Source organism: Halorussus litoreus, assembly GCF_003382685.1.
Classification (GTDB): Archaea; Halobacteriota; Halobacteria; order Halobacteriales; family Haladaptataceae; genus Halorussus; species Halorussus litoreus.
In genome coordinates, this window is sequence record NZ_QLVG01000049.1 from 1 (window position 1) to 15,631 (window position 15,631).

Here is a 15,631-nt window from a genome sequence, read left to right on the forward strand (position 1 = left end):
GTGCGGGCGCGGCCTCGTGCCGCGCCCGCACGCGCCGGGTGGATTGTTAAGTCAGCGTACGCTGGAAGGCGAGATAATTCAGCACGCGCCGGGTCGAAGGTCGAGACAGCGCGCGCCAGAGTGAATGATCAAATATCGAGTCCGAAGCCGAAAGTGACGCGCCGAACGTAAAACCCGGTTCAGTTCGGGAGCGCGTCGATCCCGACCGTCCGGACCGTGCGCCAGCCGGCGACTGCGGCCGCCGCGGTGCCGATGACCAGCGCGATGACGCCGCCGACCGCCAGCACCGACGCCGAGGACTGCACCAGCCCTTCGAAGCCGACGATCTCGGCCGCGGCGTAGTTCAGCGCGAGCGCGGCCGGCGGGGTGACCGCCAGCCCCAGAATCCCGCCAAGCGCGCCGAGCAGGACGCCCTGCGCGGCGACCATGGCGACCACCGTCCGGGAGGAGACGCCGAGCGCGGTCAGCGCGGCGAGCTCCTCGCGCTGCTGGAACACCACGATGGAGAGGACGTTCACCGTGAGCGCGAAGCCCGCGATGACGGCGAGCACGACCAGCGCGCCGCCGACCGCCAGCACCACCGCGTTCTGTTGGAGCACCGACTGCATCTGCTCCTGATTCGTCCGGACCTCGTAGTCGGGATACTCTTCCTGTAGCTGGGCCTCGACGGCCTGCCGGTCAGCGCCCGGTTCGAGGTCGACCGCGATGAACGTCGCCGCGTCGGTCCCGGTTGAGCCCGTGACCTGCTGGAGTTCGCTGAGGTGGACCGTGGCGGTCGGCGCGCCGAGGAACCCCGAGAACGTCGGCGAGATGCCGACCACCGTGAACTGGTGCTGGCGCGCGCTCTCGACCGATCCGCCGATCTGGAGCGTGTCGCCCACGCCCACGTCGAACAACGCCGCGGTGCGGGAGTCGATGATGACCGAGTTGGTCATCGGGCCGTCGTAGCTCCCGTCGGCGTAGTGGGTGTCGGGCTCCTCGAAGCCCGAGCCCTCGGTCACCTGGACGAAGGGACCGCCGCCGAGGACGCCCACCCCGACGAGGGTCTTCATCTCCCCGGAGCCGTTGCCGACGTACACCGACTTGAACGACATCGGGATGGACGACCGCACGTCGTCGCGGGCGTCGAGATCTTCCGAAACCTCGTGAGCGTTCAGGATCGACGCGCCGAATCCGCCGCCCGAGCCACCCGAGAGCGTGCCGCCCGTGATCCAGAGGTCCCGACCCGAGGCGTCGAACTTCTGCTGGCCCGTCTCGACCACGCCGAAGCCGATGCTGGCCAGCAGCGTGGTCGACAGCACCGCGACCGCCACGCCGACGACGGCCAGGACGGTCCGCGCCCGGTCGTGGCGGAGCTGGGCGAGCGCGACCCCGGCTGCGACGCGGAGCCGGCTCATCGGCCCACCTCTGCGCGAGCTTCGATTCTCGTACCCGGAGTACCGCGCGATTCCCTCACCGAATCACCTCCGTGATGGCGTCGGTCCGGCGCTCCATCACGAGCAGGTACGGCGCGACCAGCAGCCCGATGAGCGCGGCGACCGCCAGCCCGTACGCCACCAGCGCGGGGTGGAAGTTCGCGATGGGAACCGGCGCGAGCGCCCGGACGGCTGCCCAGTTCGTGACGAGCGTCGCCGCGTACGCGAGGACGACCCCGAGCGCGCCCCCGACGAGCGTGAGGGCGAGCGCCTGTACCGCGAGCAGGGTCGCTCGCGCGCGCCCCGAGATTCCGATGGCTGCGAGGGTCGCCAACTGCTCGCTGTCGGCCTCGACCTGCAACCCCTGCGTGGTGGCGACGAACAGCGCGCCGACGCTGATGGCGACCAGCAGGGCGGCCAGCCCCATCGCGAGCGGGAGCTCGGAGTCCACCGACTGCTGGGCGGTGAACCCCGAGCGGGTCACCGCGGTCGCGCCGGGGAACTCGTCTTCGAGCGCCGACTCCAGCCCGGCCGCGTTCGACTGGACGAGGATCTGGTCGGCGGAATCAGCCGACGACGCGCCGGTGATAGCCTGCAGTTCGCTCAGGTGGGCGATCATCACCGGCACGCCCGACAGCCCAGATTCGACGTCCGCCGACTCGACTGCGGTGACGCCAATCTCACGGCTCCCGTCGCCCGAGGTCGCGCCCGCGACCGTGAGGCTCCCGCCTTCGGAGACGCCCAGTACTTCGGCGGCCCGCTCGGACAGCACCGCCTCGCCGGTCCACTCGCCGTCGTAGTTCCCGTCGGCGTAGTAGGGGTCGCCGGGCGACAGCGCCCCGGTCGGAAGCCCCGCCACCTTACCGAGCGATTGGTCAGGAATCACCCCGACGCCGAGGACGTACTGGCTCTGGCCGCCCGAACTCACTTCCAACACGGAGATCAACACCGGCGAGGCGTACTCGACCCGGTCGTCGTCGACGAGCGCCGCGCTCTTGTCGTGGACGTCGCCAAGCTGTGCCGAGGAGGCGGAGACGACCATCGTGGATGCGCCGCCGCCCTCGGGCACGACCCAGTAGTCCACCGCGTCGCCACGGACCGTGGTCCCTTGCACGAGGCCGAGCCCGGTCGCGGTGACGACCAGCATGAGCGCCACCGCGATGGCGACGCCGAGCACGCTGACCGCGGTCTGGCGCGGCGCGGTTCGGGTGGCCTTGGTCGCGGTCCGGCGCAGCGCCACCCCGACGAGTCCAGCCCAGCGAGTCAGCGACGACATCTACGTATCACCTCGCTGTATCCGACCATCCTCTCACGCATCCTGCACCTGTCCATCGTCCTGCACCTGCCCGTCGAGCAGCCGAATCACGCGGTCGGTCCGGTCGAGCGCCCGCCCGTCGTGGGAGGCCAGCACCACCGCCCGGTCGTCGGCGAGGTCCCCGAGCAGATCGAGGACGGCCGCGCCCGTCTCGGTGTCGAGTTCGCCGGTCGGCTCGTCGGCGAGCACCACGAGCGGGTCGCCGGCCAGCGCGCGGGCGACCGCGACGCGCTGCTGTTCCCCACCGGAGAGTTCCCCCGGCCGGTGGCCGATCCGGTCGCCGAGCCCCACGCGTTCGAGCAGATTGCTCGCGCGCTCGCGGCGCTCGCGCTTGCCCACCCCGCGCTCGACCAGCGGGAGTGCGACGTTGGCCCGCGCCGACAGCGACGGCAGGAGGTGGAACCGCTGGAACACGATGCCGACCCGTTCGAGTCGCAGGCGGGTGAGCTGTCGCTTCGAGAGCGACGACACGTTCTGACCCGCGAGCATGACGGTCCCCTCCGTGGGCTCGTCGAGGCCCGCGAGCAGGTGGACTAGCGTGGACTTGCCGCTCCCGCTCGGTCCCGACAGCCCGACGAACTCGCCGGGTTCGATGGTCAGCGACACGTCAGACAGCGCAGTGACTGTCGGCCGGTCGTCCTCGCCGCCGCTTCCGAACGAGAACCAGCCACCGCCGCCGGACCGCTCGTAGCGCTTGGTGACGTTCGAACACTCCACGATGGCCTCGCTGTCTTCCGTGATGGCCTCGGTGCCCTCCGCAGTGTCGGCTCTCCCGTCCGATTCCTCCGTCGCTGTTCGCGTGCTTCCGTCCATCTCCCCCACCAGAACGTCCGAACGAACCACGCGAACGCACTTAGCGTTTCAGGCAGTTTGGCTCGGCGACGGGTTAAATCAACCATTGGCGTCCCTTCTGGGTGGTTTTCCGACCGGCCGGGACGGGAACCGGGAGGGGGAATCGGAATCCGGCCGGCCGCTCCCGAGGAACGCATTTGTAGATGTGATGTGCCTCCCCGGGGTACTGTCGATCGATAAGATTACTGATGCCAAAATCGATTCTCACTGATATGTCTGTGGTCTCGGCGCGTCGCCCTTGTCGAGACTACAACTGGCAGTAAAAATCCGATTTTGTACTGTGATTAGGGGGAACCGAAAACAAATATTGAGGAAATGAAATAGAGTTGTCACGTAATTACATCCTGCATATCAGGATGAGTTATCTGCTCTCTTGCTTTCTGGCTTAGTTCGCCGATCGAGTCTGCCCGCGCAATCTCTGCGCGTAAATCTTGCCAATTCTTATGGCGGAGAACGACTCTTACAGGTATCCCCTTGAGTTGGAGAATCTTTGTTAGGTGCAAGCGATGGTTTCCACCCCACCAAACAAGGTCCCCGTTTCTCGTTACGGCAATTTCAATTTCGTGAACTTCTGGCGGAACAAACCATGGGATTTCTGCACTGGATCTTTCTGATAACAATCCTTGGTAGTCCAGCTCTCGTTGAGTCTTGTATCCCACTTCGTCCAGTTCTTTGTACAGTTCATCCAATTTCGACAGCCTTTCTTCTAAGTTTCCATTATCAGGATCGTACATCTCGTGGATGTCCGGCGTTTCTAACGCATACTGGTACAGTTCGGTGTCTTCCCACGGTGTTCCTTCCTCGAAATGTCTTTCAAAGGATTTTGCCATCTTCTTGAATCTGGGTTTCGTCCTTCCCTCTCTTACGAATTGCAGGTCCCAATCCCCATCTCTTATTACTGTCCCGTGCTCTAAGTAATCTATCTCCTGTATTTTCGTGTAGTCGATCCACTTGTTTATTTCAACCGGATTAATATAAACTAAATCATGTGGGTGTGGTGCACTTGAGCCATATTCGTGCTTGTACTTACAATACTCTAAAATAGCCAAGGCATACTCGCGGGAATCATGAGTGGAAAGAAAGTTAGCTACCGATTTTATCAGTTGCGCGGCACCTTCCCTGTGGTAGACGTCCCACGAGGTCCTACCCAACTGTAAGCATCGTTTCGGAAGTTCGGAAAAGTCGGACATTTCGCTACGGTCCTTACACGGCTTCCCATATAAAGAGCACTGTGGCTTTGAATGTTCACGAGACTAATTTATGCGCGCTTGTTCGGCTCGCCGAGGGATCAAATCAATCACAGGCGATTTGCTCAGGTCGTCTCTGGCTACTGGCTGACTCCGGAGATGCGTCGTCGATGCCGGTTCAATCGACGCGTAAATATGACAGTTCTACGGACTGGATTCCGGTGCGGTGACGTTCCGACGTGAACTTTCGCTTGCGTGTCGTTCTATCCGGGGTCCGTGAAGGATCTCGGCAGTCCTTCTATCCAAAGCCGGGAGGTTCGTCCACGGAATCGGGACGTAGCCAGCGTAGTTCAACTCCGCGTGCGATTTTGGGTGACCGTGTTCTTCGTACCACTCCCTGTGAATGGCATCGATCCGAACCGGAATCGATACGTCGAGTTCCTGCGCGATAGTAAAACGATGGCAGCCGTTCTCGTCGAAGAGTAACTCCCCGTCGCGGCCGATATTCACCGCGACGTAATCGTATCGGCTTCGACTTCGCTTTTCGGCCGTTAGCGTCTCTTGGAGAAGTACGCCGTTGTCATCCAAAGACCGAAAGAGGATGTCGAGGTACTTTCCGTATCCGTAATTGTCGTAGGGAACGGCTTCGACTGCTGGATACCCGTGATCGATCAAATCCTCGCTGGTGAGTTCCTGAGCGCTGATTTCGCCGGCGAAGTGTTGTCGGATAAGCGAATACTTGGCGAGGGACGTAAGCGGCTCGGCATCGCGGTCCCACGTTCCCGAGACGATTCTCCCCGCGTATGGAAACGTGCCGAACTGCGTCCACTCGACGTACCTGTCGATAGCGTTTGGATCGACGACGTAAATATCGAACGGTCGTGGAGCTGGCCCCTTCGTGAGGCGATAGGTGTAGTAACGGAGTTTCGCAGCAGTAAATGGGTAGTCGGAGGCGAAGTTATTCGCTCGCTGGTTTAGAAAAACACCCAACTTACTGTCGGCAAACGTTGCTCGGAGGTGAGCTCTCATCTTTCTCTTCTCCATGCGTGGGAAACTGCGGTTTTCGTCGTGGACTGTCGGCCGTTTCCCGCCATTCCGTCACACAAAAGTCAATATCGGTGGTAAAAAAGAATATCATTTATTTCCGATTTGAACTTCACTAATTGTCGCACGTGCTGTCGTTCGTCAGTAGCTACCCGGCGTCCCGCCGCCGCGGGCCCAAGGGCTAACACCGCGGGCCGCGAACCGGACTCCATGTGGCCGTGGGGGCATCTCGCCGCAGGGTATCTCGTCTACTCGGTCGTCGTCCATCTGGGATTCCGTCGACGACCCGATAGATGGGGCACCGTCGCGCTCGCGTTCGGAACCCAGTTTCCGGACATCGTGGACAAGCCGCTGGCGTGGTCGTTCGGTCTCATCCCGAACGGCCGGTCGCTGGCCCACTCGCTTCTGACCGCGGTTCTCGTCATCGTCACGCTCAACCTCCTGTTTCGCCGGTACGACGCCCGGTCGGTGGCCACGGCGTTCGGGATCGGCTACCTCGTCCACCTGTTCACCGACGCCATCTACCCACTGATGGCCGGAGAGTACGACCGAATCGGATTCCTCGCGTGGCCGCTCGTCCCGCCGGTCGAGTACGCGACCGAGCCGAGCTTCTCGGCGCACCTCCAGGGGCTCTCGCTAACGTCTTTCGTCGCGGTGGAGTCCGGACTGGCGCTCCTCGTCTTCCTCCTCTGGATAGGCGATGGTCGCCCGGGGCTCGGCGTGCTCGTGGCGGTCCCGCGCTGGGTCCGGGGTCGGCTCGGTGCTTGATGATTCGACCCGCGAGAGGCTCGACGCCTGAGGAGTAGATCCGCGGTCGGTCAGTGCGCGAGGACGCCGACAACCCGCGGTAACGGGGGAATACCGGACCATTTGGCCCTCGGATTTATCCGATTCGTCGTGGACTGTCAGCCGGGGGAGAAACACAATGAGCCGCAGACACGCCGTCTTAGCCGTACTGCTGACAGGATTACTCGTTTTCGGGGGGACAGCCACGACGCTCGGAACGTCGCAGGGGAGTTTCGCCGCGTCGGAGCCCGGGGATTCGGCGGTCCAGCCGAGCGCCGCGGCGGCCGAAAACGTCCAGAACGTGACCGAGACCTTGGTGACCTTCGAGAACCAGACCACCGACGGGACCACCGTCACCGTCGAGGAGGCGAACCTCACCGACGGCGGGTTCATCGTCGTCCACACGGCGGAGCTGTTGAACGGGTCGGTCCTCGACAGCGTCGTCGGGGTGTCGGAGTATCTCGAACCCGGCGTCAACGAGAACGTCACCGTGGAACTCGACGAGCCGGTGAACGAGTCCCAGACGCTGCTCGCCGTCGCGTATCAGGACACCAACGACAACGAGGAGTACGACTTCGTGGACTCGCGGGGGAGCGACGACGGCGCGTACACCGTCGACAATCAGGTCGTCATCGACGCCGCCGACGTGACGGTCGAGGGCGAGCCCGGGACGCCGACGGAAACGACGACTACCGAGACAACGACAGAGACGCCGACCGAGACGGTGACGCCGACGACCGTCGAGACGACGACCGCGGACACGACGACGGAAACTACCACGGAGACGCCGACCGAAACCACCACCACGACGACCGAGACGCCGCCGACGACCGAGACTACTACCGATACACCCACCACGACTGAAACGACGACCACTGAGACGCCGACCGAAACCACCACCACGACGACTACGACGACGACCGATACGCCGCCGACCACTGAGACGCCGACCGAAACCACCACGACGACCACCGAAGAGCCGGACGTCGAACCGCCCGAGGAGCGCGTGTTCGCCTTCCAGATCGACAGTGCGAACGTCGAGAACGTCTCGTTCGTCGTGGGCGAAGCCGACGAGCCCGACCGGACCGTCTTCGTCGAGGACGTCGAGGTCACCGACGAGACGGTCGACATCGACCTGACGGAGATACTGAACGCGGACGAACTGGAGAACGTCTCGGACGGGGAGACCATCCAGTTCGTGATCCGCGACGTGGAGGTCGAGAACGTCATGGTCCGCGTGACCGCGCCCGAGGACGTGACGATCCAACTCGCCCGTGGCCCGCCGGCGGAGGTGACGCCCACGCCGGACGAGACGACCACCACGCCGGACGAGACGACGACCACGACAACGACGACTGAGGAGACCACGTCCACCACGCCGGACGAGACGACGACCCCGCCTGAAGAAACCACGACCACCACGCCCGAGGAGACCACTACCACAACGACGACCGAGGAGCCGGCGACGGTCGACTCGCTTAGCGTCGCCGACCTCACCGCTCCGAGTACCATCGTGCTCAACGAGGGCCAGTTGGTCGTCACCGCGGAGCTATCGAACACCGGCGAGGAGACGATCACCGACACCGCGCAGCTCCGCGTCGGCGGTAGCGTAATCGCGACCCAAGAGGTCGAGGTTGGGGCAGGCGAGAGCGAGCGCGTCCGATTCCAAGTCGACAGGCAGGAGCTCGACGTCGAAGTCGGCGACAGCTTCGTCGGTATCCTCACCAGCGACTTCGGGCAGGTCCAGCAGGTCACCGTGAGGGAGACGGGCCAGCCCGACGACGAGGAGGCCGAGGAGACCACCACCACCGAAGAGACGACCACGACGACTACCACCGAAGCGGAGACGCCGGAGGAGACGACTACGACCGAGGAGCCGACGGAGACGACGACTGAGGAACTGACGACGACCACGCCGGAAGAGACGACCACGACCACCGAAGAGACCGAGGCCGACGCTGACGACGAGACAGAAACGGACGCGAGCGACGCCGAGGAGCCGTCGCTCCGCGTGTCCGGACTCGACGCGCCGGACTCGCTCGTCCTCGACGAGGGGACGCTCGTCGTGACCGCGGAACTGGAGAACCCGAGCGACGCGGACGTGACCGACACCGCGGAGCTCCGCGTCGACGGTAATCTCGTCGAGACCCAGGAGGTCGAAGTCGCGCCGGGCGAGAGCGAGGAGGTCCGATTCGAAGTCGACAAGCAGGACCTCGGACTCGACCCCGGCCAGACGTTCCTCGAAGTGCTCACCCGCAACTTCGGCGAGACTATCAGCGTGACCGTCGAGGGCGACTCGGACGAGTCCGCGTAGTCCGCGGCGGTTCGGCGCGGAGGGTCGGACTGGCGCGACCGAACTCTCCCTTCCTTGACCCGGCCGCATCGTTTCAAAGGATTCTCTCTTTTTACGAGCAGACCAAAAAGTTCATACTGAGTGGTCGTCGCCTTCCGAGTGCGCATGGCACGCGAACGACTGGCAGCGAACGACTCAGAGGCATCTCTACTCGACCGCCGCTCGTACCTGAAGCTGGCGGGCTCCGCGGTCGCGGCAGTCGGCGCGACGTCCGGAATGGGCTCGGCCCAGACCGACGCCGGCTACGGAGCGGGTGGCTACGGGCAGGTCCCCTACGGCGGCGGGGAGGCTGACGCCACCGATTCGACCCCCACTATCGACGAGTTCACGGTGTCGAGCAGCGAACGGTTGGGCGAGGACCGGATGTTCTCGGTCCGGTGGGCCGCCTCGGACCCCGCCGAGGATCTCGACACCGTCGAGGTCGTCGTCGCGAAGACCTCGTCCGACGTGAACTTCGAGGTGACCGACGTCACCGGTGGGTCGGCGTCGGGCTGGGAACTGTTCCAGTTCCCCGTCGGTAGCTCCATCGACGTGACGATTCGAGCCAAAGACGAAGCCGGGAGCGTCTCGAAGGAGTCCAAATCCATCTCTCTCTGATCGACGGCGATTTGTCGCTCTGACGGGCCGACGCTCGTTCTGCCGGCCGGGCTGCGTCCCGACACACGGGCTTTCGCCTCGACGGGCCGCAAGCGCTCGTGAACGCAGCGGCGATTTCGGCGGCGTTACTCGGAGCTCGCGCCGTTAATCCCCGAAAACTTAACCACGGATACGTCTAACTCGCCGGGGAGATGAACGTCCTGCTGCTGGCGAACGAGGACGGGATGAACCCCTACGCGACGCAGTTAGCGGCAGGCCTGGAGGCCCACGGCCACGACGTCTCGTTCTCGTACCGGACCGTCCTCCCGTTGCTTTCGGGCTACTACGAGTCCGACCCCGACGTGATACACTTCCAGTGGATCCGGAAGTTCGTCCTCGACGATAGCCTCGTCCTCACGCTGGTGCGCATCGCGCAGTTCTTCCTCGAACTGGTGGTTCTCCGACTGGTCTCGGACGCGCCCATCGTCTGGACGGTCCACAACCGCCGCGAGCACAAGGGACGGTGGCCCACGGTAGAACGGCGCGTCAAGCACGCGTTCGCCACCACGTTCTGCGACCGAGTGATCGTTCACTGCTCGGCCGCCGAGGACGCCGTCATCGAGGAGTTGGGCTTGCCCGAGCGCGTCCGGCGGCGCGTCCACGTCGTCCCGCACGGCAATTACGTCGACGTCTACGAGAACTCCGTCACCGAAGCCGAGGCGCGCGAGCGGTTGGACCTTCCGGCCGACGAGCGCGTGTTCCTCTTCATCGGCTCGATCAGGCCCTACAAGCAGGTGCCCTCGCTGGTGGCGGCGTTCGAACGAGCGGACGTCGGCGACGCACGACTGGTGGTCGCTGGCAAGCCGTGGAACGACGAGGTCCGGGCTCGAATCGAGTCGGGTGCCGCGGGCAACGACCGCATCCAGACGATTCTCGACGTTATTCCGGGCGAGGAGTTCCAGATCTACCTGAACGCCGCCGACGCGGTCGTCCTCCCGTTCGACGAGCGTGTCCTCACCTCGGGGTCGGTGGTGATCGCGATGTCGTTCGGCACCCCGGTCGTCGTTCCGCGGGTCGGCTGTCTCCCCGAGACCGTTCCGGAGGACGGCGGCATACTGTACGACCCCGCCGAACCGGAGGCGCTGCGACGGGCTATCGAGACGGCGGCCGACGCCGACCTCGACGCACAGGGTCGGCGCTCCCTCGCCGCGGCTCGGGACGCCGACTGGCCGTCCGTCGCGCGCCGGACCGAACGCGTTTACGAGACCGCCCGGAGCAGCTGACTCGGCGTCTGGAGCTCTCAGATACCGTTTCTCAGGTGGACGTTCAACGAGTGCAGGATGAGCGAGGTGAAACACGAGAACAGCCCGACGATGCTGAAAAACAGCATCGCCATCGCGGTCCCGACCGGAAACGTCCCCGTCTGCACGAAGTTCGACACCAGCAGGTAGCCGAAGAAGATACCGACGCTCAACAGCCCGAATCCGGGGACGCCGAGCAGCAGGATGGGGTGTTCGCGCTCGACGGTCTGCAACAGGTTCGAGACCAGCAACAGCCCGTGGAAGACGGGGTTGTAGCTGTTCGCGTTGTCCACGTCGTACCTGATGGTGGTTTCGACCTCGCGAACGTCACAGTCGTTCCGGTAGGCGGTGTGGAGGATGTCCGTGCTGGCGTCCATGTCGTTGCCCACGTCGTCGCTCTCGGCGAGGATGCCGACCGTTCGCCCGTTGTACGCCCGGAACCCGCTCTGGGTGTCGTGAATCCACGAGTCGGGTGTCAGGTTCGCGAGCGAGAGGTTCGTCATCGCGTTGATCACCGCGAGGCCGACGCGGCGATAGACGGGGAGCTCGCTCCGGGAACTCCCGAGGAATCGGCTTCCGATGACGATGTCCACGCCGGTTCGTTCCTGCTCGTCGAGGAGCTGTCGGACGTCCTCGGGGTCGTGCTGGGCGTCGGCGTCGAGGACGACCAGACGGTCGACGTTCCGGCGGTGGGCCTCCTCGAAGATGGTCTTCAGCGCCGCGCCGTAGCCGCTGTTGGTCTCGTGGCGCAGGACGTGGGCACCCGCCGCTTCGGCGCGTTCGACCGTGTCGTCGGTGCTCCCGTCGTCGACCACCAGCACGTGGTCGGCGTGGTCGTCGGCGCGGGCGACCACGTCGGCGATGGTTCCGGCCTCGTTGTACGCGGGGATGCCGACGAGTACCCCGACCGACGGCGGGAGCGACGTCTCGGCGTCGGTGACCGCGTCCACGACGAACGTCTCCTCGTCGACGTTCGCCTCGCTCGACTCGAAGTCGATCCAGTCGTAGTCGTCGCCTTGGATGATGATACCGGCGAACGACCTCGCGCGCGCGGTCAGCGCGAGCAGGTCGCGTAGGTGCTGCTCGTCGGACTCTGGCTCCAGCGGTTCGAGAATCTCCACGTCGAACTGTTCGAGGAGTTCGATGGCGGCTGGGCGACGGCCGCCGGGGTACGTCACGACGACGGGGTACCCCCGCTGGTTGGCTCGGAGTGCAGTTCTAACCACCGCGTCGGTCGCCCCGGCGCGGGCGACGATGCCCACGGCTACCTGTTCGGCTTCACCCCGCTGCTGACTGCGCGTCTCTAGTTCGTCCCGTGTCATTTTCGGTACGGGCCCGCAGCGCGTGCTGGAGTAGTCTCGACCGAATCACCGAAGTCGGCGTCTCCCCACCGTTGGCTGGCGTAGCAGGGCCGTACGGCCCGTCTCGTGCGTACGTCTTCGAGGCCGCTAATAAAGCGCTCAGACGGTTCAGATGCCGTTTCGACTACAATCCGAGATTGTAGGGATTAGGGTTCAGTTACGAGCACGGCGAATCTGCTGGGGGACGACCGTAATCCGTGCTCCGGCGAGTATCGCGGAGAGCTATTCGTCATCCTATGAGATTGCCGACCGTTTCGACCGTTGAATCGACTGGCGAGGCCGAACGAAGCGGCAGCTCGACACTGATTGGTAGACCGACAGCATTCGCAGTCGGCCTGGGAACTCGTCGCGGCGACAGTCGGGAGGCACTGCTCACCAGCCCCTAGCTCGCACCCGACCTCTGAAGGCCCGAAGACGGGCCACAAAGGTTAACAAATCATCCATGGAATATTTCCCGAGACCTACATGAGCGGCGTTGCAGGTGGCCGACTGGACCGAGCGGCGACTCGGGCGATGATCGACGAGGTGGCGGGTCCCGGTGACGACGCGGCGGACGTGTTCGGCTCGGGCGAGTTCAGCCTCGGCGTCACGGGTCCCACGGCCGACAGTCACGGCGTGACGACGTGGGACGACGGTAAGCGAGCGGGCGTGGTCTACGGCGCGATCACGAATCTCCCCGAACTCTCCGCGTCACACGCGGACGTGTTCGAGTCGCTGTTCGACGACCCGGCCGGGACGGCCGCCCGGCTCGAAGGCGGATTCCTCATCGCCGCGTACGACTCCGAGGAGGACCGACAGCTGCTCGTCACCGACAAGATCGGCGCTCGTCAGTGTTACGTGATCACCGAGGGCGACCTGCGGTACTCGACCTCGGTCGCCGCGCTGGTTCCCCGGATGGACGACGTTCGGGTCGACCGACAGTCGGTCAGCGACGTGCTTCTCCTCGGGAGCACGTGGGGGAATCGGACCCTCGTCGACGGCGTTCGTGCGATCCGCCCCGCGATGGTGCTGGAGGCCGTCGACGGCGAGCGGTCCGCCACCCGGTACTGGAAACCGAGCTACCGGGAGATGCGGCCGAACGAGGCGTATATTTCGGGGCTCGTCGACCGGTATCGACAGACGGTTCGCAGGGTGAGCCGGACGCTCCCGAGCGAAGCGGGCATCTGGCTGTCCGGTGGGCTGGACAGCCGGACGACCGCGGCCGCGCTGATCGAGACGATAGCCGGGCGGGACTCGGATCCGGCCGCCGAGTTCCGAACGCTCGGGGCCTACACGTACGACGCCAATCCTCCGACGAACGACAATCCGAAGATCGCGGCCCAGATCGCCGAGAAGCTCGGGGTCGAACTCACCGACGTCCCGCTCTCGGCCGAGACGTTCGGTGGGAACTTCGAACGGGCCATCGACGCCGTGGACGGGATGGTGCGCTGGAACACCGTCGCGAACCTCTCGGCCACCTACGGCGTGGACCCCTTACCGCCGGTCATGATGGAGGGGATGCAGGGCGAACTGGTTGGCGACCACCTGCTGCGGCCCCACCTGACGAACGTCACCTCGCCCGTCGAGTCCCAGTACCTGAGCGAGGCGACGACCAGCGTCGATCGGGTGTCCGAGCTTCTCGTCCCAGACGTGGACCCGCTCGCGACGCTGCGCGAGGAGGTCGAGGCCACTGGTGAGACGGACGTTCGCAAGCAGATACTCGACGTCCACTTCCGGAACTACTACAGCCGGAAGACCCTCACGAGCAACCGCGTGATGCGGGACTTCGTCGGGACCCGAACCCCCCACGCCGACGGCGACTACCTCGAATGGTGTTCTCGGCTCCCGTCCCGGTTTCGCAAAGGGGCAGTCCCGTTCACCCGCGGGTCGATCCCCTACGAGACGACGCGGGCCAAGCTCGCGCTATGCAGACGGATCACCCCCGACCTCGCGGACGTCACGTACGAGCGGACGAAGCTCGACCCCTCGATGCCGTACCCGCTCCACGTCGCGGGCTTCTTCGCGAACGTGCTCGTCGGTCGGCTCCGGTCGAAGCCGACCTACGGCGGCCCACAGCTCGCGGACTTCTGGATACGGAACCGGGAGTCGCGCGTCCACGAACGCGTGGTCGACCTGCTCGACGACGCGAGTCGTCGGGCGCTGTTCGACGCCGACGCCGTCCGCGAGGTGTTCGACGAGCACATGCACGGGGCGAACAACGGCGGCCTCATCGCCCAGATCACGACGCTCGAACACTGGATACAGAACCACGTCGACGGACGCCGGTGACCATGCGGATACTGGTCGTCGCGCCGAGCGTGGACATGGGGGAGGTCGGTGGCGACTCCATTCACCTCCGGAGCGTGGTGAACCACTGGGCGCGCGAACACGAGGTCGACGTGATCTCCGCAACCGAAGCGGCCGACTGCCCGGACGGGGTCGCGTCGACGGCGTCCTCGGCGAGCGTCGTCGACTTCCTCCCGGCGTACGCCCAACAACCCTTGCGGGCACTGGTCGCGACGCTCCGATTCCGGGTCGCCAACGACTACGACCTCGTTTACGACCGACACCACCTGTTCGGCTCGGGAATCGTCGGGGCCGCGGGCGAGTCCTGTTCGATGGCGCTCGAAGTCAACGGTTCGTTCATCACCGAACACGAGTTTCAGGGCAGCATCTCGCCGACCACGGCGCGGCTGCTCCGTGGGTACGAGCGCCTGCTGGTCGGGTGGACCGACAACGTCGTCTGCGTCTCGCCCAAGCTGGCCGACGAGTTCCGCTCCCGTGGCGTCCCGGAGCGCAAACTGGCCGTCGTCGCGAACGGCTGTGACACCGACGCGTTCCGGCCGGTGGAGAGCGCCAAAAGCGAACTCGGCTGGGACGACGACGCCGACCACGTCGGGTTCGTCGGCGGACTGTTCGCGTGGCACGGCGTCGAGCGAGTGGTCGAGGCGCTTCCGGCCGTCCGCGAGCGCCGCCCGCGAACCCGGTTCGTGATCGTCGGCGACGGCCCGATGCGGGCGGAACTGGAGTCGCTGGCCCGCGAGCGCGGGGTCGGCGAGGCGGTCGAGTTCGTCGGTCAGGTTCCTCACGAGGAGGTTCCGCTGTACATGAGCGCGTTCGACGTCGGGACGATACTCAAGCATCCGGCCATCCCGGGGTCGCCGCTGAAACTGTTCGAGTACCTCGCCTGCGGGACGCCGGTCTTGGCGACCGACGACGCCGACTTCGACCTGCTCGACGGTACGAGCGCGGGCGAAAAAGCGCGATACCACGACGCCGACGACGTGGCCCGCGCCGTCCTGACGCTCCTCGACGGCGACGCCGACGCGTCCGCGGCGGCGCGCTCGCTCGCACTCGACCACTCGTGGGAGAAGGTCGCCGAGCGGGCCCTCGATGCCGCGACGAGGGAGGCCGACGCGAGGAAGTAGGGCTACGCTACGACGGCGGCCGGGGAGGCGCGCT

Annotated in this window: 12 protein-coding genes; 6 read left to right on the forward strand and 6 right to left on the reverse strand. The window is 65.1% G+C overall.

What is annotated here, in order from left to right; translation table 11 throughout:
* Positions 1-179: 179 nt before the first annotated feature.
* The 5 genes from DPQ64_RS14575 to DPQ64_RS14590 all read right to left on the reverse strand — a co-directional run bounded on the left by DPQ64_RS14575 (position 180) and on the right by DPQ64_RS14590 (position 5,813).
* Positions 180-1,397, reverse strand: a complete 1,218-nt coding sequence (locus DPQ64_RS14575; RefSeq protein WP_115865046.1) for an ABC transporter permease — start codon at positions 1,395-1,397, stop codon at positions 180-182.
* 55 nt (positions 1,398-1,452) lie between these two features.
* Complete coding sequence (locus DPQ64_RS14580) at positions 1,453-2,691, reverse strand: ABC transporter permease (protein ID WP_115865047.1); 1,239 nt, start codon at positions 2,689-2,691, stop codon at positions 1,453-1,455.
* Positions 2,692-2,724: 33 nt separating this feature from the next.
* Positions 2,725-3,543, reverse strand: a complete 819-nt coding sequence (locus tag DPQ64_RS14585) for an ABC transporter ATP-binding protein (protein WP_115865048.1) — start codon at positions 3,541-3,543, stop codon at positions 2,725-2,727.
* Between the two features lie 368 nt (positions 3,544-3,911).
* Positions 3,912-4,772: a hypothetical protein gene (locus tag DPQ64_RS18910; protein WP_157971725.1), complete on the reverse strand. Its 861-nt coding sequence runs from the start codon at positions 4,770-4,772 to the stop codon at positions 3,912-3,914.
* A gap of 201 nt (positions 4,773-4,973) precedes the next feature.
* The gene (locus tag DPQ64_RS14590; RefSeq protein ID WP_115865049.1) at positions 4,974-5,813 is read right to left on the reverse strand and encodes a hypothetical protein; all 840 of its coding nucleotides are present in this window, start codon (positions 5,811-5,813) and stop codon (positions 4,974-4,976) included.
* A gap of 210 nt (positions 5,814-6,023) precedes the next feature.
* Here DPQ64_RS14590 and DPQ64_RS14595 point away from each other — a divergent pair, with 210 nt between their 5' ends.
* From DPQ64_RS14595 to DPQ64_RS14610, 4 genes are all read left to right on the forward strand, one after another.
* Entirely contained in the window at positions 6,024-6,581 is a 558-nt protein-coding gene (locus DPQ64_RS14595) for a metal-dependent hydrolase (RefSeq protein ID WP_115865050.1), read from the forward strand.
* A gap of 157 nt (positions 6,582-6,738) precedes the next feature.
* Positions 6,739-8,913, forward strand: a complete 2,175-nt coding sequence (locus DPQ64_RS18915) for a DUF7282 domain-containing protein (RefSeq protein ID WP_157971726.1) — start codon at positions 6,739-6,741, stop codon at positions 8,911-8,913.
* 144 nt (positions 8,914-9,057) lie between these two features.
* Positions 9,058-9,549, forward strand: a complete 492-nt coding sequence (locus tag DPQ64_RS14605; protein WP_157971727.1) for a hypothetical protein — start codon at positions 9,058-9,060, stop codon at positions 9,547-9,549.
* A 191-nt stretch (positions 9,550-9,740) separates the two neighbouring features.
* The gene (locus DPQ64_RS14610; RefSeq protein ID WP_115865052.1) at positions 9,741-10,811 is read left to right on the forward strand and encodes a glycosyltransferase family 4 protein; all 1,071 of its coding nucleotides are present in this window, start codon (positions 9,741-9,743) and stop codon (positions 10,809-10,811) included.
* Positions 10,812-10,828: 17 nt separating this feature from the next.
* Here DPQ64_RS14610 and DPQ64_RS14615 read toward each other — a convergent pair whose 3' ends face one another.
* A complete protein-coding gene (locus DPQ64_RS14615; RefSeq protein ID WP_115865053.1) occupies positions 10,829-12,151 on the reverse strand; it encodes a glycosyltransferase family 2 protein in 1,323 nt (440 codons plus the stop codon).
* 504 nt (positions 12,152-12,655) lie between these two features.
* On the opposite strand from DPQ64_RS14615, the gene DPQ64_RS14620 reads away from it, so the two are divergent.
* A complete protein-coding gene (locus DPQ64_RS14620; RefSeq protein WP_115865054.1) occupies positions 12,656-14,458 on the forward strand; it encodes an asparagine synthase-related protein in 1,803 nt (600 codons plus the stop codon).
* A 2-nt stretch (positions 14,459-14,460) separates the two neighbouring features.
* On the forward strand, positions 14,461-15,597 hold the full coding sequence (locus DPQ64_RS14625) for a glycosyltransferase (RefSeq protein ID WP_115865055.1): 1,137 nt from the start codon (positions 14,461-14,463) through the stop codon (positions 15,595-15,597).
* Positions 15,598-15,631: the final 34 nt, after the last annotated feature.